This window comes from Pedobacter suwonensis (genome assembly GCF_900111825.1).
Lineage (GTDB): Bacteria > Bacteroidota > Bacteroidia > Sphingobacteriales > Sphingobacteriaceae > Pedobacter > Pedobacter suwonensis.
On the sequence record NZ_FOJM01000003.1, the window covers coordinates 158,833 to 181,573 of the forward strand.

16 protein-coding genes are annotated in these 22,741 nt (G+C 40.7%); 8 read left to right on the plus strand and 8 right to left on the minus strand.

What is annotated here, in order from left to right; translation table 11 throughout:
• Window positions 1–13 precede the first annotated feature (13 nt).
• From BM107_RS05170 to BM107_RS05180, 3 genes are all read left to right on the plus strand, one after another.
• Entirely contained in the window at window positions 14–787 is a 774-nt protein-coding gene (locus BM107_RS05170) for a GLPGLI family protein (RefSeq protein WP_090981003.1), read from the plus strand.
• Window positions 788–890: 103 nt separating this feature from the next.
• Window positions 891–1,460: a Crp/Fnr family transcriptional regulator gene (locus BM107_RS05175; RefSeq protein ID WP_090981004.1), complete on the plus strand. Its 570-nt coding sequence runs from the start codon at window positions 891–893 to the stop codon at window positions 1,458–1,460.
• Between the two features lie 339 nt (window positions 1,461–1,799).
• Window positions 1,800–2,234, plus strand: a complete 435-nt coding sequence (locus BM107_RS05180; protein ID WP_090981005.1) for a carboxymuconolactone decarboxylase family protein — start codon at window positions 1,800–1,802, stop codon at window positions 2,232–2,234.
• Window positions 2,235–2,334: 100 nt separating this feature from the next.
• On the opposite strand, the gene BM107_RS05185 is transcribed toward BM107_RS05180, so the two are convergent.
• Both BM107_RS05185 and BM107_RS05190 read right to left on the minus strand, forming a co-directional pair.
• Window positions 2,335–3,519 (minus strand): class I SAM-dependent rRNA methyltransferase, encoded by a 1,185-nt coding sequence (locus BM107_RS05185; RefSeq protein WP_090981006.1) that lies wholly within the window; start codon window positions 3,517–3,519, stop codon window positions 2,335–2,337.
• A 123-nt stretch (window positions 3,520–3,642) separates the two neighbouring features.
• Complete coding sequence (locus tag BM107_RS05190) at window positions 3,643–4,659, minus strand: LacI family DNA-binding transcriptional regulator (protein WP_090981007.1); 1,017 nt, start codon at window positions 4,657–4,659, stop codon at window positions 3,643–3,645.
• A gap of 261 nt (window positions 4,660–4,920) precedes the next feature.
• Here BM107_RS05190 and BM107_RS05195 point away from each other — a divergent pair, with 261 nt between their 5' ends.
• From BM107_RS05195 to BM107_RS05215, 5 genes are all read left to right on the plus strand, one after another.
• Window positions 4,921–8,103, plus strand: coding sequence for a SusC/RagA family TonB-linked outer membrane protein (locus BM107_RS05195; protein WP_090981008.1), 3,183 nt, complete (start codon window positions 4,921–4,923; stop codon window positions 8,101–8,103).
• 22 nt (window positions 8,104–8,125) lie between these two features.
• Entirely contained in the window at window positions 8,126–9,922 is a 1,797-nt protein-coding gene (locus tag BM107_RS05200) for a RagB/SusD family nutrient uptake outer membrane protein (RefSeq protein ID WP_090981009.1), read from the plus strand.
• 10 nt (window positions 9,923–9,932) lie between these two features.
• Complete coding sequence (locus BM107_RS05205; protein WP_090981010.1) at window positions 9,933–11,498, plus strand: DUF4957 domain-containing protein; 1,566 nt, start codon at window positions 9,933–9,935, stop codon at window positions 11,496–11,498.
• Window positions 11,499–11,674: 176 nt separating this feature from the next.
• Window positions 11,675–12,697 (plus strand): pectinesterase family protein, encoded by a 1,023-nt coding sequence (locus tag BM107_RS05210; RefSeq protein WP_090981011.1) that lies wholly within the window; start codon window positions 11,675–11,677, stop codon window positions 12,695–12,697.
• A 4-nt stretch (window positions 12,698–12,701) separates the two neighbouring features.
• Window positions 12,702–13,442 (plus strand): rhamnogalacturonan acetylesterase, encoded by a 741-nt coding sequence (locus BM107_RS05215; protein ID WP_090981012.1) that lies wholly within the window; start codon window positions 12,702–12,704, stop codon window positions 13,440–13,442.
• An 873-nt stretch (window positions 13,443–14,315) separates the two neighbouring features.
• Here BM107_RS05215 and BM107_RS05220 read toward each other — a convergent pair.
• The 6 genes from BM107_RS05220 to BM107_RS05245 all read right to left on the minus strand — a co-directional run bounded on the left by BM107_RS05220 (window position 14,316) and on the right by BM107_RS05245 (window position 22,740).
• On the minus strand, window positions 14,316–15,941 hold the full coding sequence (locus tag BM107_RS05220; protein WP_090981013.1) for an NADP-dependent glyceraldehyde-3-phosphate dehydrogenase: 1,626 nt from the start codon (window positions 15,939–15,941) through the stop codon (window positions 14,316–14,318).
• Between the two features lie 120 nt (window positions 15,942–16,061).
• Window positions 16,062–17,507, minus strand: coding sequence for an MFS transporter (locus tag BM107_RS05225; RefSeq protein ID WP_090981014.1), 1,446 nt, complete (start codon window positions 17,505–17,507; stop codon window positions 16,062–16,064).
• Window positions 17,508–17,535: 28 nt separating this feature from the next.
• Window positions 17,536–18,198, minus strand: a complete 663-nt coding sequence (locus BM107_RS05230) for a bifunctional 4-hydroxy-2-oxoglutarate aldolase/2-dehydro-3-deoxy-phosphogluconate aldolase (protein WP_208864336.1) — start codon at window positions 18,196–18,198, stop codon at window positions 17,536–17,538.
• On the minus strand, window positions 18,195–19,244 hold the full coding sequence (locus BM107_RS05235) for a sugar kinase (RefSeq protein WP_090981015.1): 1,050 nt from the start codon (window positions 19,242–19,244) through the stop codon (window positions 18,195–18,197). The genes BM107_RS05230 and BM107_RS05235 overlap by 4 nt, the downstream gene beginning before the upstream one ends.
• A 114-nt stretch (window positions 19,245–19,358) precedes the next feature.
• Entirely contained in the window at window positions 19,359–20,759 is a 1,401-nt protein-coding gene (gene uxaC, locus BM107_RS05240; protein ID WP_090981016.1) for a glucuronate isomerase, read from the minus strand.
• A 334-nt stretch (window positions 20,760–21,093) separates the two neighbouring features.
• Entirely contained in the window at window positions 21,094–22,740 is a 1,647-nt protein-coding gene (locus BM107_RS05245; RefSeq protein WP_090981017.1) for a UxaA family hydrolase, read from the minus strand.
• Between the last annotated feature and the right edge of the window lies 1 nt (window position 22,741).

Below are 22,741 nucleotides of genomic sequence, written 5' to 3' on the forward strand. Positions count from 1 at the left end.
TAAAGCATTATAAATGAAACTAAAACACGCTATACTCACGCTAATCTGCACGATAAATTATGCAATGGCGCAAAATGCCAGATTTGTACACCAGGGTATTATTGAGTTTGAAAAGAAAATAAACATATATGCATTGCTAAAGGATCAGGCAAAACGTTACCCGGATAATTTTTGGAGTGCCCAGGCCCTGGAACAGTACCAAAAAAATAACCCGCAGTTTAAAACTTTAAAAAGTGAGCTTATTTTTAAAAACGACCTGACGCTGTTTAATCCAATGGCTGATGAAAGCACTAATAACAGTTGGGCTAACAATTTCGCTTCTGCTAAACAGAACAATATTATATTAACAAATTTAAAGTCAGGTACGGGCATCAATCAAAAATCAGTTTACGAAGAAACCTACCTCGTTAAAGATTCTATCCGCAAGATTAACTGGAAAATAACAGACGAATTCAGAACCATTGCTGGTTACGATTGTCGTAGGGCAAACGCCCTGATAATGGATTCAATCTATGTGGTCGCTTTTTATGCAGAAAGCATTCCGATATCAGGAGGACCGGAAACCTTTAGCGGTTTGCCGGGCATGATATTAGGTGTGGCATTGCCGCGTGAACATATTACCTGGTTCGCCACCGGAGTAAAGGATGTAGAAATAGCTGACGACAAGCTTAAGGCACCCACTAAAGGAAAGCCTGTTAGTAAAAAACAGCTGAGCGATATTTTAAAAGGCGCATTAAAAGACTGGGGCAATTATGCAAGCGACATTTTAAAAGCCGCAGATATGTAAGCGGTGAAGATTTACAGTATTCTGCTCTGATTTAAATTATCCTCAATCTAGTGAAGCCGAATCCTGATAGTTATCGTTATTTTCGCACAGTTAATGATCAATCATGGGTAGCGCGCTTCATCAGCATATTAATAAATTTGTAAACCTGAATAAAGATGAGCAGAAAATTCTGGCGTCTTTTCTTCAATTTATTTCTGTTAAAAAGAAAGGTTTTTTACTAGAGCAAGGGCAAACCTGCAGGGCAAAATATTTTGTAGTAAAAGGCTGCCTAAGGCTATATTTTATAGATCTGAAAGGTACTGAACAGACTACTCAATTTGCGATAGAAAACTGGTGGATTACCGATCTAACCAGCTTTCTTTTTCAGGAACAATCTGAGTTTTATATACAGGCAGCAGAACCAACTGAAGTAATCGCCATTGAAAACCACCATTATGATGAAATGTTCCATAAATTGCCCAAGCTGGAACGGTATTTCAGATTAATCCTTCAAAAAAACCATCAGGCTTCTCAACGCAGGATAAAATTCCTCTATAGCCAAACAGCGGAAGAAAGATACCGCAATTTCAATCGTTTATTTCCTGAATTTGTACAACGTGTGCCACAATATATGCTGGCTTCTTACCTGGGTTTTACCCCTGAATTTTTAAGTAAAATCAGGGCAAAGAAATAATCGTTGTAAACCGCAAAGTTCGCAGAGAAAGAAACGCGAAGCACGCAGGGCTGGGCTTACTGATTTTAATCATTTCGACCGGAGCAAAGCGGAATAGAGAAACCTGCAAGTTCTATATCAATAAATTACCTATAGATTTGTGCACTGAGATCGAAAGGAATCGCATCAATTTTCCCAGTAACATTTAAATGGCGAACTAAGAAGACTTTTAGCCCTACTTTGCGCACTTTGCGAAAGCCTTATTGCCCTTTGCGGTTAAATAATTCATTTCTTAAACTACATTAAGTTTTTTCGATAACGGAATCAGGAACTTTACAATGTAATCAAAAAACAAATAAAATGGAAAGTAGAATTGATATCGCAAAAGCAGAACCCGCAGCTTACCAGGCCATGTATGGTTTGGAGAAATATTTATCAACCAGCAAACTGGATCCCATTCTTCTGGAATTGATTAAAATGCGTGCATCTCAAATTAACGGCTGCGCATTTTGCTTAAATATGCACGCAACAGATGCCCGTAAAATAGGCGAGATTGAACAACGCTTGTATTTATTAAATGCCTGGCGGGAAACGACCTTGTTTACCCCGAAAGAGGAGGCTGTTTTAGCTTTAACAGAAGAAGTGACCTTAATCAGTCATCATGTTTCCGATGCGACTTATCAAAAAGCGTCCGGCTTTTTTAACGAACAGGAATTGGCGCAGATTATTATGGCTATAGTGACCATTAATGCCTGGAACAGGTTGGCCATTACCGCTAAAGTGATGGTTGGATAATCTGTTATTGATTTCAATTTACTACTAAGACACCTAATGCCCGTTATATTCAAAGTAACTTCAGGCTACTTGTCTTAGTAGTTAAAATAGTTTGCATGACTTAAAGCACCCTTAACAACAATCCTTTCAAATATTCTCCTTCAGGAAAGGAAATCCGTACGGGATGATCTTCTGGTTGGCAGAATTGTTTGATAATCTGCACTTCTTTGCCTGCATCAAGCGCTGCCCAGGCAATAATCTGTTTAAAGGTTTCGATATCAACGGCACCAGAGCAGGAGAAAGTTGCCAAAAGACCACCTTTTTCCAGCATTAGCATGCCTAAACGGTTTAAATCTTTATAAGCCCTCGCTGCACGATCTAACGCTGAACGCGATGGCGCATATTTAGGGGGATCAAGCACAACCACATCAAACAACTTACCCGCTTCTTTAAAAGCCCGGAGTTGTTTATTCACATCCGATTGGATAGCCGTTACTGTTTTGCCATCAAATTGGTTGAGGGCAACGTTTTGCTTTAGCGTTTCAATGGCTAGGCCCGAGCTATCAACACTGGTAACACCTGCAGCGCCATTTGCCAGGCTGTTCAGGCTGAAACCACCACTATAGCTAAAACAGTCTAAAACTTTCTTCCCTTTTGTATAACTTGCTAAAATGTGTCTGTTATCACGTTGATCGCAGTAAAAACCTGATTTTTGCCCTTCGGCTATATTAATATGGTAAATAATCCCGTTTTCTTTTACCGCCAAAAACTCTGGTGGATTTTCTCCCCAAAGTAATCCATTCTCAACAGGCAAGCCCTCATGGTTACGGGCAGTTGCATCACTTTTATCGAATATTCCTTTTGGATTTAATTCAGTTTTTAAAATTTCTACGATTTCTGCTTTTACTTTCTCTATTCCGGAACTTAAAATCTGCAACGAGAGGAAATCGGCATACTGATCAACGATTAAACCCGGCAGAAAATCAGCCTCACTAAAAACCAAACGGCAAGTATCGGTTTGTTCGTTTAAAATGAATTGACGTGAGGCAATGGCCTGTTTTAAGCGGTTTTGATACCAGCTGTGATCAATCGTTTGCGTTTCATCCCATTCTAACAAACGAACGGCAACACGCGAATTGCTGTTGAAGTATCCATAGGCGAGAAATTCATGATCGAAAGCAAAAACTTTTACCACATCACCGTCTTCGGGTTTTCCCTTAACTTTTTCTAATGCTCCGGAAAATACCCATGGATGCCTTTGTAGTGCTGCTTTTTCTTTACCCTTTTTTAATATGATTTCTACCATACTGCAAAGGTAATAATTAGTTTGGAGTTGAGGGTTGGGAGTTTAGAGCAAAGCATTTGGGGGCTTAGCGATAAGCGTTCATAAGCGCTATACGCCCAGCGCCACCTGCTTAACACCAGTTGCTCAATGCTTCGTCATATGTACCAGCTCCGTATCCAAAACCTTTGTTTCGAACTCGGTAACAGGCCTTTTCGCTTCAATCATTGAAATTAATAATTCGGTTGCTACCCGTCCCATTTCAAATGCGGGCTGCTTTACAGAAGTGAGAGATGGCGAAAACAAATCGACAAGATTAGAATTGGTAAAACCTGCAATGGCAAGTTTATGTGCCACCTCAGGATTGGTTTTCTTTAGCGCCATAATACAGCCTGTGGTTAAGCGGTCGCTCGAAATGAAAATCCCATCGGGCTTAAGCGGCAACAATTCTTTCACTGCTTGTTCCAGTTCTGCGCTATGCATGCCGCCATGCTGGCAATATTTCACCAATTCGGACCTGAATTCGATATGATATTTGGCTAAAGCTGCTTTATAGCCCGCTAATCTTTCTTTCGTTATAGAGAGGTTTTCGGAATTGGTTAAATGCGCAATGGTTCTTTTTCCTGATAAAATAAGGTGTTCTGTAGCATCAAAAGAACCTTTAAAGTTATTGGCAATTACCTTATGGGTTTCAAAATCCCCCGGCACACGATCAAAGAACACAATGGGTAAGCCTTTGGCATATAATTCTCTTAAATAATCAATATCCTGCGTTTCAGACGAAAGTGCAATCAGCAAGCCATCAATAGAGCGTGATGCCAGATGCTCTACGTTTAGCTTTTCCTGCTTGTATGATTCATGGCTTTGTGAAATAATCACATGATAATCCTTATCATAGGCTATCGATTCGATACCGTTAATCACCTGAGAAAAAAAGTTGTTTGCAATTTCGCTCACAATAATGCCGATAGAATAACTTCTGCGTTCTTTTAAACTTCGTGCAATGGGATTGGCTCGGTAATTAACCTTTTCGGCATAGGCCAAAACCAGCTTTTTAGTCTCTTCACTTATTTCGTAACGGTCTCTTAAAGCACGGGACACTGTTGAAGTTGACAGCCCAAGTGCTTTAGCAATATCCTTAATGGTAGATGTTTCAAATCTCATGTTCGTATTGCGTACAAGTTACAAAAAATATCTTTTTAAGGCGATTTGTACCGCAATATTATAAACGTTAAGTCAACGTTTTTGGGAACGTTTGCACACTTTTTTAGTTAAATCTGGTTTCAATTGCTTTTTAGTTTGTAAAATTGTTAATCTAATGTGACCAAATATAAACCAACTATAACATCTCAAAATAGAATTATATTCTACATGCAAGCGATTGCAACAGCTTAAATAACCAAATCACTTTCAAATAAATAAATTATGAGCAGAGTTCTACTCTTTTTAGCATTTTTCTCTTTTTTTGGATTATCTGTAACTCATGCACAAACCAGGCAGGTTACCGGTACCGTAAAAGATAAAAAAGACGGCCAGCCGCTGGTTGGCGTGAGTGTTACCGTTGCTGGCACAAAAAATGGAGCCAGTACCGATACGAATGGTACTTTCAAGATCAGCATGCCTACAAATGCTGCAGTTTTAACTTTTACCTACATTGGTTATAAAACCAAAAATGTTTCGGTTACAAATGAAACCAAACTATCAGTAACTTTAGATGAAGACGCCAACAATCTTCAAGAGGTAACTGTTAATGTTGGTTACGGCATTGTGCGTAAAAAAGACTTAACAGGTGCCGTTGGTTCTGTAGGTGCTGATGTAATCGCCGCCGCGCCGGTATCTTCTGCGCTCGAGGCCATACAGGGCCGGGTAGCTGGTATTAATATTTCCTCATCGGAAGGATCGCCGGATGCACAGATCAACGTAAGGGTAAGAGGAGGTGGATCTATTACGGGAGATAACTCCCCGCTTTATATCGTTGATGGCTTTCCGGTAACTTCAATAGCCGACATCGCCCCACAGGACATCGAATCAATTGATGTGTTAAAAGATGCATCATCAACAGCCATTTACGGCTCAAGAGGGGCTAACGGTGTAATACTGGTTACCACCAAAAACAGTAAAGACGGAAAAACCAATATTACCTATAATGTTTTCGGGGGAATAAGAAAATTAGCCAAAAAACTAGACGTACTGTCCGCTTCAGATTATGTACACTGGCAATACGAACGCGCATTATTGGATGGTACCCCAACAGATTACACTCAATATTTCGGGAATTACCAGGATATAGATTTATATGATAATATTGCTGAAAACAATTGGCAAGACCTGGTATTCGGACGTACAGGAACCACTTTTAACCAGAACTTAAGCATCACAGGTGGAAGCGACAAAACCAAATACAGCCTAAGCCATAGCTTTGTTACCGATAAGGCCATTATGCAAATGTCTGATTTTAAAAGACAGAACATTAATTTTAAATTAAACCACAGATTATATGACGCCTTAACGTTAGATTTTGGTTTTCGCTATGCCGACACCAAGACCAATGGTGGTGGAGCAAATGAGCAAAATGAAAAATCTTCAGCCGACTCCCGTTTAAAATATGCCATTCTATACCCATCCTTTCCAGTACCGGGCTTAACGGCATCGACAGATACCAATGATGAATTTAATTTATACAATCCACTGGTAGCCATTTCTGATAACGACCAGTATGTGCACCGTAAAACCTATAATATCAACGGAGCAGCAACTTATGAAATTATCGATAATTTAAAACTTCGGTCTGAAGTAGGTTACGATGGATTTAGGAATGATCAGGACCGCTTTTACGGCATTACAACCTACTATGTAAAAAACCTTGCCGATTATCCTAATCTGCCGACGCTGAACTCCATGAACACCACTAGAAATAGTTTTAGAAATACGAATACGCTTAATTATAACTTCAGTAAGATTCTTGGCAAAAGCCATAACCTTAATATTTTATTAGGTCAGGAATTTATTAAAACGGAGCAGAATACTTTAACTACTGAAGTGCATGGCTTTCCTAAAACTTTTGGATTCGAGCAAACCAGGGTATTAACCACTCAAGGTAAAGCTTCGATAATCGATAACAACTTTCTGCCTGATGATAAATTGTTTTCGTTTTTCGGCAGGGCCAATTACGATTATAAAGGCAAGTACCTGTTAAGCGCAACATTCAGGGCGGATGGTTCTTCTAAATTTTCTGCCGAAAACCACTGGGGCTACTTTCCATCGGTTTCTGCCGGCTGGAGAATCTCTCAGGAAAACTTCATGAACGGTACAACATCGTGGTTAACAGATCTAAAATTAAGGGGAAGTTATGGTGCTGCAGGTAACAACAATATCCCTCCAGGGCAAATTACCCAATCGTTCCAAAACTCCACTACAACCTGGATAAATGGTTTCAACAACTATTGGGCGGCATCTAAAATTATGGCAAACCCCGATCTAAAGTGGGAGACAACCATCACCAGAAACATCGGACTTGATTTTGCCTTATTTAATTCAAAAGTTACGGGAACAATTGATGCCTACTTAAATAAAACAAAAGACCTTCTCATCTTATTCCCTGTTGGAGGTACGGGCTACGATGCACAATACCGTAACCTGGGCCAAACACAGAATAAAGGTTTAGAATTTTCTGTAAACTGGAATGCCATAAAAGAAAAAAATTTCGACCTAACGGTTAATGCGAACATCAGTTTTAACCGCAATAAGGTTATTTCTCTAGGTTCGGTTAAAAACATTAATGGTACCTCGGGATGGGCATCAACAGAAATTGGTGTAGATTATCTGGTAGAGGAAGGCGCGTCAATTGGCCGTATTTACGGATATAAAAGTGCCGGAAGATATGAAGTCTCTGACTTTACAGGTTACAATGCCACCAGCGGCAAATGGATATTAAAACCAGGCGTAGTTGATGCTACTGCATTTGTAGGCACCGTACGCCCAGGTACAATGAAAATTGAAGATATCTCCGGGGATGGAAAAATTGATTTATCTGACCGATCTATCATCGGTAACACCAATCCGTTAAATACTGGCGGTTTCTCGCTTAACTCGAGAATTTACAATTTTGATCTTGGTGCGTATTTTAACTGGAGTTATGGAAACGATGTGTATAATGCCAATAAGATCGAATATACCTCTACCAGTAAATACGCTTCCAGAAACCTGATTTCGATTATGGAAAGCGGACAGCGCTGGACAAATTTAAGGGCAGACGGAACAATAAGTAACGATCCTGCTGAATTATCTGCCATGAATGCAAACACCACCCTATGGTCGCCATATACCAGAACTTTTGTTTTAAGCGATTGGGCTGTGGAAGATGGTTCATTTTTAAGGTTATCGACACTTACCCTTGGGTATACTTTACCTGAAAAAATATCGCGCAAGTTAAAGATGAAAAAATTAAGGTTTTATGCTTCTGCTTATAACGTTTGGTTATGGACTAATTATACCGGTTTCGACCCAGAGGTTTCAACGAGACGAAATACACCACTTACACCCGGAGTTGATTATTCTGCTTACCCAAGAAGTAAGTCTTACTTATTCGGACTAAACGTTAATTTTTAGAAGACCATTCAATTTCAAGAAAATGAAAAAAGTTATATATACGTTATTTGTAATTGCAGGAATAGCATTTGTTAGTAGCTGTAAAAAAACGTTAGATGCACCAACAAAATCTTCATTAGATGAGTCTGTTATTTTCTCTACCCCAAGTTTAGCTGAAGGCTCTATAGCTGGCGTACTTCAATCATTTGGGGAAACCAATTCGTACAGGGGCCGTTTTTTAGTGTTCTACGGACTTAACAATGATACAGAAGTATACAATACATTAAAATCAGTTGATGATGACAAAGCTAAACTCTCTAATTACAACTGTAATGTGAACAATAGCCAAATGAATACTACCGATAATGCATGGGCTAAATTTTACGAAGGTATTGAAAGAGCTAACCTGGCCATAAGAGGCATTAGAACCTATGGTAATATAGAAAGCAACCCTGCAATGGCGCAGATCCTCGGTGAGATTTTAACCTTGAGGGCTGTGATATACAACGACCTTATAAAAGGCTGGGGCGATGTGCCGGCACGTTTTGAACCCATTACTACTGCAACCGCTTATCTGCCCAGAAGCGACCGTGATGTCATCTATAAACAATTATTAGCTGATTTAAATGAAGCTTCAGGTTACCTGCCATGGCCAGGCGAGAACACCACAACAGCGAGAGTTGAGCGGGTAAACAAGGCTTTTGCAAAAGGTTTAAGGGCGCGTTTGGCATTAGCCGCAGGAGGCTATGCGCAGCGCCTTGATGGAACAGTTAAATTAAGTTCTGATCCTGAATTATCGCACGATAAAATGTATGCCATTGCCAAAAAAGAGTGCCTTGATATTATCAACAGTGGCAAATTAAGGCTTCTTGGATTTGAAGATGTTTTTAGAAAACTGAATGAGGAAACCGGTGCGGCAGGTTTGGAGTCGATGTGGGAAATTCCATTTAGCGATGGCCGGGGACGCGTAATTTTTGATCTGGGTGTAAGACACATTAAAACAGACCAGTACACAGGCCAGAATAAAGGCGGAACTGACGGACCGAACCCTATTATGCTGTACGAATATGACAATGATGATGTACGCAGGGATGTAACTGTTGTGCCTTATGAGTGGGACGGTGGCGATGGAACAAAAGGTGCGATACAGGTACCTTCGTCGCTTGGCCGTTTGTATTTTGGCAAATACCGTTACGAGTGGATGAAAAGAAGGGTAACGGCAACCAATGATGATGGGTTAAACTGGATGTACATGCGTTATGCCGATGTGGTGCTCATGGCTGCTGAAGCCATTAACGATCTTGATGGGCCGGCAGCTGCTGCGCCATATCTAAAAATGATCAGAGACAGGGCCTTCCCTACAGCGCCTAATAAAGTTACCGCTTTTATGGCCACGGCAACTGCATCTAAATCGGCCTTTTTTGAGGCAATCGTGAATGAAAGAGCCCTGGAATTTACAGGTGAAATGTTGAGAAAAAGTGACCTGATCCGATGGAATTTGCTGGGCACAAAACTGGCTGAAGCCAAAACTAAATTGCAGCAGTTAGAAAACAGGCAGGGTAAATATGCTGCCCTACCCGCCAAAATCTATTACCGGACAGCTGCTAATGGCGAAACGGTGGAAATTTATGGGTTGAAATTGGGAGATACCGACGCGCAGGGAGTTGCTTTAGGGTACACTTCAAATAAAGCCTGGACGATGGTTACAACCGGAGAAACGGTTTCATACTGGAACGCCCTCTATACAAAAGACCCCAACCTTCAGCAATATTGGCCAATATGGCAGGTATTTTTAGATTCATCTAACGGAATGTTAAATAATAAGCCTTTAAACTTATAAACCAGAGGTTATGAAAAAGATTAATAGACATATATACCACTTCTTACTCATGGCGACAGTTTGTTTATCGGCATGTAAAAAAAATAACTTAGAAGAAATTACCAAACTTGAGGTCGACCGGGTTTTTTCTACTCCTGGTTTAACAGCGACCATTGTAAATAAAACTGGTGTTAAATTAACATGGAACGCTGTACCGAATGCCACATCTTATACCGTTGAGGTATACGATAATGCTGATTTTACAGGTACTCCGGTAAAATCTATAACCAGCATTACCACTGCACAATTACCCTACACCATTACCGGATTAATAGGCGATACGCAATATGCAATCAGGGTAAAAGGTGTTGCACAGGGTATTGCAGATTCCAAATGGGTAAGCACATCTGCAAAAACAGATACTGAACAGATTTTTCAAACGGTAAACCAAACCAAACTAACCGCTAGTTCAGTTGTGCTGAACTGGCCCCCTGGCGAAACAGCAACAACAATTACCATATTACCGGGAAATATTACGCATACGGTTACCGCAGCAGAGATTGCTGCTGGGGAAGCAACCATAACAGGCTTAACCGGAGAAACAGATTACTCGGCAAAATTGCTTGCGGGAACCAAAGTTAGGGGAACAGCAACTTTTACCACACTTTATAATTTTACAGGTGCAACACTGGTAAGCCCGTCAGATAACCTGGCCACCCTGATTGCAAATGCCACTGCCGGGACTGTTTTTGGGCTTGCACCGGGAACTTATACCGTAAACGCAGATGTTATTGCATCAAAATCAATTACCATCAGAGGAACAAAACCAAATGACAGACCGATTATTAACGGCATGGTTCTGAGATTAAAGGCCAATGCAGGTTTAACGGTGAAAGATGTAATATTGGATGGCACCGGATCGTTAAATGGGAATCAAACTTTTATCTACGATGAAGCATCTGATAACGCTTACGGGAATTTTGTACTAGAGAATTCAGTTGTAAGAAACTATACCAAAGGGCTTTTCTATGTAAATTTAAAGGTACTTATCGAGTCGGTAACTTTTAAGGGAAATATCATTAACAATATCGAATGTAATGGCGGAGATTTTATCGATTTTAGATCGGGTTTAACCAAAACATTAAATTTTACCAACAATACAGTTTATGCTGCTGTTCTGGCCAGAGATTTTATCAGGATGGACCCTGCAGGCTCAACCAATTTCCCTAGCATAATATCCGTTATAAATGTTTTTACAAATACCTTAAATGGAATTAGCAATGGCGCTTCAAACAGGTTGTTTTACGTTCGACTAGCGAAACATGAGATCTACTTTTCGAAAAATATAGTAGCCAGCTCTGGTGGCATTTTAACCAATCAGCTTTCTACGAACATTGTAGCGGGCAATTTTACAGCGAACAACTATTTTGCTGCCCCAACTTTTATTTCGGGTAGTGCAACTGCCGGTGCTAAATATGATGCCGGAACATATACGACGCTTAATCCTGGTTTTACATCACCTGCTACAGGTAATTTTACCATCAGTCAGCAAGATTTAAAAACAAATGGAATTGGCGACCCGAGATGGAGAAATTAATAGACTTATCTTAGTAGCTGTATCATAAGCATAATGTCATCCTGAGCTTGTCGAAAGGCGTTCTTAAATTCTCACAGGGCGTTTCGACAGGCTCAACATGACAAATTAGAGTTAAAATACAAGTGATGGTACAGTCTTTTTTTAATAGATTTAGCCTGAAGAATTTTTCCACCTAAATGATCAAATCAGTACTAATCCATATCGGCGCTACCTCGCTGCTTTACATCAGCGTTTGTTTAGGGGTTTATGCTCAGGATCCCAAATATCCATCAACCATAACCGTTGCTCAGGATGGAAGTGCAAATTATAAAACCATACAGGAAGCCGTTAACTCAGTTCGCGATTTAGGGGAGAAAGAAATTAAGATTTACGTGAAAAAGGGAATTTATAAAGAAAAGCTGATTATCCCATCATGGAAAACCAAAATTGCTTTAATTGGCGAAAGTGCTGAAAATACCATTATTACTAACAATGATTATTCGGGGAAGCCAAATCCGACAGGCAAAGACCAATTTGGCAATGTTAACTTTAGCACATATACTTCTTTTACCATATTGGTTCAGGGGAATGATATCCACCTTGAAAATTTAACCATTATCAATTCATCCGGAAGCGTTGGACAGGCTGTTGCTCTGCATGTAGAAGGCGATCGTTTTGTAGCAATAAACTGCAGATTTCTGGGCAATCAGGATACGCTTTATGCAGCAATTGAAAATAGCCGCCAGTATTACCAAAACTGTTATGTAGAAGGCACTACCGATTTCATATTTGGCAAGGCAACCGTTGTTTTTAATGACTGTACAATCAAAAGTTTAAGCAACTCTTATGTAACTGCGGCTTCAACTTCTGCAAAGCAAAAATTCGGATTTGTTTTTTTAAATTGTAGGCTCATTGCAGATTCAATGGTAACAAAAGCCTATCTCGGCAGACCATGGCGGCCTTATGCAAAAACAGTATTCATTAAATGTGATTTGGGTAAACATATTTTGCCCGAAGGCTGGAACCCGTGGAAAGGCGATAAGATGTTTCCAAACAAAGAATTAACGGTGTTTTATGCGGAATATAAAAGTAAAGGCGCTGGAGCATCACCTAATACGAGATTGCCTTGGACAAGACAGCTCGCCGATCAAGAGGCAGGAAACTATACATTAAAAAATATACTGGGTGGAGCAGATCAATGGAATCCAATCAAAAATTAATAAAATGAGAACAAATTGCCTTAAGTTTTTTGCAGTTGGAGCCTTATTCATTTTATGCTCCTTTGCTTTCATACAAAAGAAAACAAAGCTATACATCATTGGTGATTCTACCGCAGCCAATAAAGAAGAAAAGGCCTATCCTGAAACGGGCTGGGGAATGGCACTACAATCTTATTTTAAAACCGATGTTACTGTTGATAACCGGGCATTAAACGGCAGGAGTACCAAATCGTTCAGGGCCGAAAAATATTGGGATCCGGTATTGGCACAGTTAAATCCAGGTGATTATGTGTTCATCGAGTTTGGACATAACGATGAGAAAGTGGATAAGCCGGCGGTTGGTGTTTCGCTGGCCGATTTTAAAACAAATCTGATTAATTATATTAAAGAAACGAGAAACAAAAATGCCTTTCCGGTTTTACTCACGCCAATCTCCCGCAGAAGCTTCAAAAACGGTGTGCTGGTGGATTCACATGGCGATTATCCGCGCATAACCCGTCAGGTGGCCGATTCACTTCAGGTACCCATAATTGATATGCTGGCAAAAACGGAAAGTTTATTAATTCGACTGGGAGATAAACCATCCATCAAATTATTCAACTATGTTGATTCGGGAAACGTAAATTATCCAAAAGGCAAAAAAGATGATACGCATCTAAGTCCGGAGGGCGCCAAACAAGTTGCTGGCTTGGTAGTGAAAGGGATTAAGGAGTTGAAGTTGGATCTGGCGAAGAGTTTAAAGTAAAAAAATTATTTGTCATCCTGAGGGATAATTTATTTTATAAAAATCAATATGTTTGACAGATAAATTTTAAGTAGGTATATCTCTTGAGAGATCGTCATCCCCAACTTGATCCGATAGCTATCGGATGGGAATCTTAATACAAGGGCTTTAAGATTAGCTTCGCTGAGCACTCCGTGGTTCCCGCATGCGCGAGAATGACGATTCTTCTATAAGATTCTGTCAATGGTAGTGCAGTGAAGGATCTTTTTTTACCACCGAGTACACCGAGAAATTCACTGAGTACACAGCGTTAGGCGTATAACTTCATTAATTGTCATCCTGAGGGATAATTTATGATATAAAAATTAATATGATTGACGTTTTTTCCTTCGCACAATTCTTGCCTCGGCTCACCGCCGCCGAAGGGCTCTTACTTTTTGGCATCAAAAAGTAACAAAAAATGCCGGCTGAAAATTTTTCTTTCAAAGCCAGTGTTATGGCTAGAACAGTGCAGTCCGAAAAATTTATTAGGCCGGTTTAAGTAGAACGGTGATACGGTGCTATGGCCTAGCTATACGGAAATGCATGATTCCGCATTCTGCTCATTAATAGGTAATTACAAAAACGTCAATGGTAACGGCAGTGAAGGATCTTTTTTTAAACGATCGAGTATGAGAATAACATCTTCTTAAAAATAAGTTGATCTGGATTCTGCCTTTCATCTTTTGGGGATTCTTCAGAATGACAGCTGAGAATACGAAATTGAAAAATCGTCATTGCGAGAAGGCTTTTTCAGCCGATGAAGCAATCTTACAACGATCGCTATTGGCTTACGCATTAAGATTGCTTCGTTTTTCCTCCTCGCAATGACGATCTATGTTAGTTAACTAACCACTAGAAAATATACTTTGTGCTTAAAAAGTTTGAATCATCTCCTTTAACAATCTCGTTCAATAACTTTTTATTATCATCTGTAAATTTGGTTGCCACCAAAGAACGGATCGAGAATGAACGCAATGCATCCACTACGGAAAGTGTACCTTCAGCACTGTCTTTACGGCCTGTAAAAGGAAAAACATCCGGTCCGCGCTGGCACTGGCAATTGATATTCACACGGCTTACCTGATTAACCAAAGGATCAATCAACGAAGAAATCACCGCAGCATTATTGCTGAAAATACTTACCTGCTGACCATGTGGCGAATCAATTAAATACTCGATAGGCTCTTCCAGGTCATCAAATGGTACCACCGGAACAATCGGGCCAAACTGTTCTTCTCGATAAAGTTTCATATTACCATTTACAGGATAAACAATTGCCGGATAAACAAATGTTTCCAAGGTTTGTCCCCCATTTGTATTGATCACTTTAGCACCATGTGAAACAGCATCATCAATACATTCCTTTAAATATTCGGGCTTGTTCAGCTCGGGCAATGGCGTAAGGTTTACGCCTTTTTCCCAAGGCATGCCAAATTTTAGTTTTTCTACTTCGGCAGATAAGCGCTTTAAGAATTCCTGCGCCAAACTGCGGTGCACATAAACGATTTTAATGGCGGTACACCGTTGTCCGTTAAAAGAAAGCGAACCCAGTACCGTTTCGGAAACTGCCAGATCAAGATCGGCGTCTTTAGTGATGATGGCCGCATTTTTGGCATCCAAACCTAAAATCGCCCTCAAACGGTTTACCTTAGGATGTAATTTTTTCAGTTCATTAGCAACCTTACTTGAACCAATTAAGGTAAGCACATTGATTTTACCAGATTTCATCAAACCTGGAACGATGGTATTGCCGCGGCCATAAATGGTATTCACCACACCTTTAGGAAAACTAGAACGGAAAGCCTCTAACAAAGGATAGTGTAACAGGGTACCGTGCTTAGGTGGTTTGAATAAAAGGGTATTGCCCATAATCAAAGCCGGGATAAGGGTGGTAAAAGTCTCGTTTAAAGGATAGTTGAAAGGCCCCATACAAAGTACAACACCGAGGGGAGAACGGCGCACCTGGGCCACAATGCCCTGCTCTATTTCAAAACGTGACGACTGCCTGTCGATATCTTTTAACGCATCAATAGTGGCGTAGATATACTCCACCGTACGGTCAAATTCTTTAACCGAATCGGCATAAGATTTTCCAATCTCCCACATAATCAGTTTGGCAACAATTTCCTTTTGCTCAATCATCTTCTGTGTAAAGTTTTCTACACAGCTAATGCGATCGGCAACACTCATGGTAGGCCACTGTCCGCGACCATTATCATAGGCTGCTACGGCTGCATCTAATGCTTCTGCCGACTCTTTCTCCGTACAAACAGGAAAACTACCAATGCGTTTTCGTTTTAAACCCTCAGGGGTTTTTACGCATACAGGAGAAAACACTTCATTACATGGTCCATTCCATGGCTTCATTTCTCCATTAGAAAGAAACTCCTTTTGATTGATTTCTTCCTTGAGCCTAAATTCATCTGGAATCTGGCTCTCTTCAACGAAAATACTTTCGAGGTTTAGCAATGTACTCAATTTGGGTTTGTGATTAGGTTAAATTAATGTTAATTCTATAGTTTAAGTATAGATTAGCACTTTAAAAAAGATATCAAAGATTTAAGCACAATTATATTGCCTAAATCTTTTAGGGTTGAATTATTTAACTTCTATTACCTTATATTTTGGAACAAGGGCTTTCATTACCGTCCAGCCGATGAGATAAGCAACCGCACAGAAAGAGAAAACGATAAAATAACCAGCTTCTTTACCTTGAAACCCCATAAAAGCCATCTGTGTATCGCCGGCGTAGGTAAACAGTACACCAGAACCTTTGTTAATGAAAAAAGATCCTACACCTCCGGCCATACCACCAATTCCGGTTACGGTTGCAATGGCCTGTCGAGGAAACATATCACTCACCGTGGTAAATATATTAGCCGACCATGCCTGGTGTGCAGCACCTGCAATACCGATGATAATTACCGGCAGCCAGTAGCTGTAAAGACCTAAAGGCTGGGCCAACAATGCCAATAATGGAAAAAAAGCGAAAATTAGCATTGATTTCATCCTGCCATCGTAAGGGTTCATGTTTTTCTTATCGATAAAATAGGATGGCAGCCAGCCTCCAATAATGGATAACAAGGTAATTACGTAGAGTATAAATAGGGGAAAAGCACTTTCGGTACCGCTCATTTTATAAATATCTTTAAGGTATGCGGGCGACCAAAACAGATAAAACCACCAAACTCCATCGGTCATAAATTTACCAAAAGCAAAGGCCCAGGTTTGTTTAAATTTAAGGCAATCAACAAAAGATAGTTTTTTTACAGGTGATGCTGCGGTAACCGTTTCGCTAACCTGATCGTGTGCTACAATATCCTGTTGAATATAAGCCAGCTCTGCCTTACTTACCCTTGAGTGGTTTTCAGGTTTGCCATAAAGTAAAATCCAGAAAAGCATCCAGATAAAACCTAAGGCACCGATGATAATAAACGACATTTCCCAGCCATAAGCATCGGCAATGTAGGGAATCGTAACCGGGGCAGCCAAGGCGCCAACTGTTGCGCCTGCATTAAAAATACTGGTGGCAAATGCGCGGTCTTTTTTAGGAAAATATTCGGCTGTAGCTTTAATGGCTGCCGGAAAGTTTCCGGCCTCACCAAGGGCCAGTACAAAACGGGCAAAAATAAATAGCGAAAGACTGGTTGATAGAATTAATGTAGTATTGCCAACAGTAGATAATGCCTCTTTTGCACCTGCAAAGCTCATCACCCACGAACCGGTAATGATTCCCGAAGTAGCAATACCGCAAAAAGCATGAATACAGGCACCCACAGACCAAATTCCAATTGCCCAAAGAAAACCTTTTTTGGTATCCATCCAATCAACAAACCGTCCTGCTACCAACATCGATCCGGCATAAAAAAGGGAAAATAATGCCGTAATGGTTCCGTAGTCACTATCTGTCCAATGAAATTCGGGAACAAAATAGTCTTTCCATGTAAGTGAGAGTACCTGTCGATCTAAATAGTTAATGGTAGTGGCAACAAATAACAGCGCACATATAGTCCATCTGTAATTGCTGATTTTTGGTTGGCTCATTTCGTTTGTGTGTGGTTAGGGGTTGGGGTTATTTACTTTGCTTGATAAGTTCAAGTGCCAGCTGGGTATTGTCGAAAAGCTCATCGTAAAGCCCTTTGCTCATTACATCCTTACTGATTAGTTTGCTTCCCATTCCAACGGCACAAACACCAGCTTTAAACCAGGTTTTTAGGTTATCAGCATTTATTTCTACCCCACCTGTTGGCATAAACAGTTGTCCGGCAAAAAGATCTTTAATTGAAGAAATAAATTCAGGACCCAAAATATTTGCCGGGAAAATTTTAATCAGCATAGCTTTGTGTTCCTGTGCAACACTGATTTCTGTCGGTGTCATACACCCCGGTACCCAAAGCATTCCGATTTTGTTTGCAATTTCGGCAACCGCCGGATTTACAATCGGTGCCACAATAAAATCAGTTCCAGCTTCGATAAAAGCATTGGCATCAGCAGGCGTTTTAATGGTTCCGATACCCAGATAAAGATCAGGCATTTCTGCATCACGGATTTCTTTTAACTTTTTAAAGTTTGACAATGCCGATTTACCACGATTGGTGTATTCGAAAACACGAACACCGGCTTTATACAAGGTGCGTAATATTTCTATGCTACCTGATTCGCTATCCTGATAAAAAAGCGGTAACATGCCCTGCTCTAAAATGGCATCTAAAATTTTGTGCTTGTTGCTAATCATCTTATTATTCTTTTTTCTATATCAGCTACAGTACTGGTTGTAGCATCGCTTGGAATGTACAATTTATCGTATGCCGCTGCTGTGGCAAAACTTATGGTTTCTTGGGCCGGTAACTGGTTGTAAAAGCCATAAATCAGGCCAGCCATAAAACAATCTCCACTGCCCACCTTATCCAAAATTTCATCAGAAACGTATTCTTCCGAAACCGTTAATTCGTTGTCTGTATAAATGGCGGTATAATAACGTATGCCCTTTCCATGATCGAACCTGAAAGTATTGGCAACCGCTTTACACGCCGGAAACAAACTTAATATTTCTTTAGAAGTATCAGTCGCCTGTTGCAGTAACGTTTCCTTTGCATAACCCTCTGCCACTGTTAAATCTTCGTGAAGCGCAGTGCCCAGCATTTTATTGGCTGCCCAAACATTCCCCATAATCAGTGTGCAATATTGAGCCAGCTCAGGCAAAACATCAATCGGTTCCTTTCCATATTTCCAAAGCTTTGCCCGATAGTTTAAATCAAGTGAAATGGTAATATTTTTAGCACTTGCTACTTTTAAGGCTTCCAAACAAACGTCAGCAATATTTTGGTTAATGGCAGGGCAAATGGCACTGAAATGGAACCAGGCAACATCTTCAAAAACTTCGTCCCAGTTAATCTGTCCAACTTTTAAACCCGCATAGGCCGAATTGGCCCTGTCGTAAATTACCCCGGCATTTTTAAGGTCTTTCCCTTTAGGCAAATAGTACAAACCTAAACGTTCGCCATGGTAAACCATAGGTGTAGTATCAATATTGCGTACATTAAGGTATTCCACAATTTCGCGGGTAACCGAATTATCAGGCACCGCCGAAAGGTAGGCCGAAGGTACGTTCCATAAGGCTAAGGCAGTGGCCACATTGAGTTCGGCGCCACCCACGTAAAACGGTAATTTATTTTCTTTTAACCATGCCCCATCCATATCCGGACAGATGCGTAAAAGTATTTCACCAAAGCTTAAAACTTTTTTTCCTTTTTCTGATGAAGCGAATATCTGGGTACTCATTTTTATATCTGATCGGCGTATTTCATCCTGTTTTCGGCAACCGAATGAAAATGAAAGGAAAACGATTGAAATGATTTGATTCCAATAAAATACCCTTCTAAAGCCTGATTTTGGTTAAAATTTAAAGTAATTTTTTGCGTTAAAATACGAAATATCCTGCACAATCTTGCCCACCCATTCCAAATCATTAGGCAATTCGCCATTCTCCATATCTTCTCCAAACAGGTTACAAACAATCCTCCTGAAATATTCGTGACGGGGAAAGGAAAGGAAACTGCGCGAATCGGTAAGCATTCCTACCAGGCGGCTTAAAAGCCCCATGTTTGATAAGGCATTTAACTGTTTGATCATCCCATCTTTTTGGTCTAAAAACCACCATGCTGAACCAAACTGCACTTTACCGGCTACAGAACCATCGTTAAAGTTACCAATCATGGTGGCAATCAACTCATTATCAGCCGGGTTAAGGTTATAGATAATGGTTTTAGCCAGTTTATCCTGGTTATCCAGGCGATTTAGAAATTTCGATAGCATACGGGCCTGGCTAAAATCGCCGATTGAGTCCCAACCGGTATCAGGTCCCAATTGTCTTAACATACGGGCATTGTTGTTACGCAGAGCACCAAGGTGATATTGTTGTACCCAGCCCTTTTCATGATCCCATTCTGCAAAATAAACCAGCATAGCCGATTTGAATTTCAGGTTTTCCTGATAGGAAATAGTTTGTTTACTGCGGATTTTATCAAAGATTGATGCAATTTCAGCTTCGGTATAGTCTTCAGCATAAATCTGCTCTAAACCATGATCGGAAACCGAGCAGCCGTTTGCTGCAAAGTAATCATGGCGGCCTTTTAAAGCATCAATATAATCCTGTAAACTGCTAATGCTTTTATCGGCAACCGTTTCCAGTTTGTCGATATATTCATTTAAGCCTTCAATATCATCACTGTTCATGGCCTTATCCGGACGGAAAGCCGGTAACATTTTAAGGTTAGCGCCTTCTCTTGCCAGTTGTTGATGAAAGTTCAGGCTATCTAAAGGATCGTCGGTAGTACAAACGACCTCTACATTCATTTTGGCTAACAAACCACGTACTGAATATTCAGGCGTTTGCAGTTTAGCAGCGCATTCATCATAAATTTTCCGGGCCGTTTTGCCCGAAAGCAGGTCGTTTATACCAAAATAACGTTGAAGTTCCAAATGTGTCCAGTGGTATAACGGATTGCGTAAGGTATAAGGAACGGTTTCGGCCCATTTTTCAAATTTTTCGTAATCAGATCCTACACCAGTAATGTATTTTTCATCCACTCCATTAGCACGCATGGCCCTCCATTTGTAATGATCGCCTGCAAGCCAAACCTGGCTGATGTTGGCAAATTGCGTATTATTGGCAATCTGCTCCGGTATCAGGTGGTTATGGTAATCGATAATGGGTAGTGATTTTGCAAAATGGTGATAAAGCTTTTCAGCAGTTTTGCTTTGCAAAAGAAAATTTTCGTCTAAAAAAGGTTTCATTCTATGTTATTTGAGACAGTAGATTTGAGATGATCAAAACACTTATCTATTCATGTTTTATTTATGCTCCGACTATGTCCTCACAGACCGGAACTCAATTTGTATTTTATCTATTGGTGGTCTGAGGGAACACAGACCACGGTAAATAGTATATTGTATTCATTTTATCATCGTTTTATCACCGGTCTGTGTCCCCACAGACCGGAACCCTATTCATTTTGTGGTCTGTGGGGACACAGACCACGGCAATGGGACACAAACACGGCAACTGCAAGCTAAAGGCGGCTACAAGGATAGCCACGCAAACCTCCGACCTCGGTCTTCCGACTTCGGACTACAAACTCACCCCCCTTTTCCATGGGATAAAATCATCCTGATTAAGCAACACCGCTTTAGGAATTACTTCACCGCTAGCCGCTTTAATGCAATATTCCAAGATATCTTCGCCCATTTGTTCGATTGTTTTTTCGCCTTCAATTACAGGACCACAGTTGATATCAATGATATCGCTCATTCGCTTCGTTAAAGCATGATTAGTTGATACCTTGATGGTTGGACAAACCGGATTGCCTGTTGGCGTTCCTAAACCGGTGGTGAACAAAATTAAGGTTGCACCTGATGCAGCCTTTCCTGTAGTGGCTTCCACGTCGTTTCCAGGTGTGCAAACTAAATTTAATCCGGGCTTAGTTGCAGGCTCGGTATAATCCAACACATCTTCTACCGGTGATGTCCCGCCCTTTTTGGCTGCTCCGGTACTTTTAATGGCATCAGTGATTAAACCATCTTTAATATTGCCCGGTGATGGATTCATAAAAAATCCGGAACCTACATTTTCTGCAGCCTGGTTATAAGCCGTCATTAGCTGAATAAACTTACGTGCTGCTGTTTCATCTTTAGTGCGATCAATCAACTGTTGTTCAGCGCCACAAAGCTCAGGGAACTCAGCAAGGAGCACGGTACCTCCTAAAGCCACCAATAAATCGGAAGTATAGCCCACGGCAGGGTTGGCACTGATCCCGCTAAAACCATCACTACCGCCGCATTTTACACCCAGCACCAGTTTACTTAAGGGCGCCGGCTGACGCTCGATTTTATTGATCTCGGTTAAACCGATAAAGGTTTTACGGATGGCTTCTTTAATCAGCTGTTCCTCGCTCTGCGATTGTTGTTGTTCAAAAACAAACAAAGGTTTATCGAAATTAGGGTTACGATGCTTCAAATCTTCCATAAAATCGTGCACCTGAAGGTTCTGGCAGCCTAAACTCAATACCGTTACACCAGCCACATTAGGATGATCGGCATATGCAGCCAACAACTTACTTAGCACAGCAGCATCCTGACGCGTACCACCACAACCGCCCTGGTGATTCAAGAATTTAATGCCATCAACGTTTTTAAACACCCTGTTGGCAGATGGATTAGCCATACCCATAGATTCCGGATCGGCTTCACCTAAAACTTCACCATTTTTATAGGCTTCAACCAGTTGATGCGCGTATGATTTGTATTTATCTGTTACTGCATAGCCCAGTTCGTTGTGTAAGGCTTCGCGGATGACATCCAGATTGCGGTTTTCGCAGAAAACGGTCGGTATGAACAGCCAATAATTTGCAGTACCTACCCTGCCATCGCTACGGATGTAACCATTAAAGGTTCTGCCTTCAAACTTAGCCACGTCAGGTGCCTGCCATTCGTAATGGTACGGACGGAATTCAAAAGGATCAGACGCATGTTTGGTATTTTCGGTATCCATTAAACCACCTTTAAGGATAAAGTGCTGTGCTTTTCCCACCAATACGCCATACATCATGATGTGATCGCCTGGATTCATATCCTGCATAAAAAATTTATGCTTGGCCGGAATGTCATCCTGTAAAATATATTCCTGTCCCTCGTGAATAATGGTTTCGCCTTTTGCCAGGTTTTGTAAAGCAACCAATACATTATCGTTAGGATGGATTTTTAAAATTCTAGTAACCATT

Bases quoted from the DNA above. Each gene is read 5' to 3' on its own strand.
- BM107_RS05170 (WP_090981003.1), top strand. From the start codon at position 14: ATGAAACTAAAACACGCTATACTCACGCTAATCTGCACGATAAATTAT.
- BM107_RS05175 (WP_090981004.1), top strand. From the start codon at position 891: ATGGGTAGCGCGCTTCATCAGCATATTAATAAATTTGTAAACCTGAAT.
- BM107_RS05185 (WP_090981006.1), bottom strand. From the start codon at position 3,519: ATGGTAGAAATCATATTAAAAAAGGGTAAAGAAAAAGCAGCACTACAA.
- BM107_RS05180 (WP_090981005.1), top strand. From the start codon at position 1,800: ATGGAAAGTAGAATTGATATCGCAAAAGCAGAACCCGCAGCTTACCAG.
- BM107_RS05215 (WP_090981012.1), top strand. From the start codon at position 12,702: ATGAGAACAAATTGCCTTAAGTTTTTTGCAGTTGGAGCCTTATTCATT.
- uxaC (WP_090981016.1), bottom strand. From the start codon at position 20,759: ATGAAACCTTTTTTAGACGAAAATTTTCTTTTGCAAAGCAAAACTGCT.
- BM107_RS05190 (WP_090981007.1), bottom strand. From the start codon at position 4,659: ATGAGATTTGAAACATCTACCATTAAGGATATTGCTAAAGCACTTGGG.
- BM107_RS05245 (WP_090981017.1), bottom strand. From the start codon at position 22,740: ATGGTTACTAGAATTTTAAAAATCCATCCTAACGATAATGTATTGGTT.
- BM107_RS05195 (WP_090981008.1), top strand. From the start codon at position 4,921: ATGAGCAGAGTTCTACTCTTTTTAGCATTTTTCTCTTTTTTTGGATTA.
- BM107_RS05200 (WP_090981009.1), top strand. From the start codon at position 8,126: ATGAAAAAAGTTATATATACGTTATTTGTAATTGCAGGAATAGCATTT.
- BM107_RS05205 (WP_090981010.1), top strand. From the start codon at position 9,933: ATGAAAAAGATTAATAGACATATATACCACTTCTTACTCATGGCGACA.
- BM107_RS05225 (WP_090981014.1), bottom strand. From the start codon at position 17,507: ATGAGCCAACCAAAAATCAGCAATTACAGATGGACTATATGTGCGCTG.
- BM107_RS05235 (WP_090981015.1), bottom strand. From the start codon at position 19,244: ATGAGTACCCAGATATTCGCTTCATCAGAAAAAGGAAAAAAAGTTTTA.
- BM107_RS05230 (WP_208864336.1), bottom strand. From the start codon at position 18,198: ATGATTAGCAACAAGCACAAAATTTTAGATGCCATTTTAGAGCAGGGC.
- BM107_RS05210 (WP_090981011.1), top strand. From the start codon at position 11,675: ATGATCAAATCAGTACTAATCCATATCGGCGCTACCTCGCTGCTTTAC.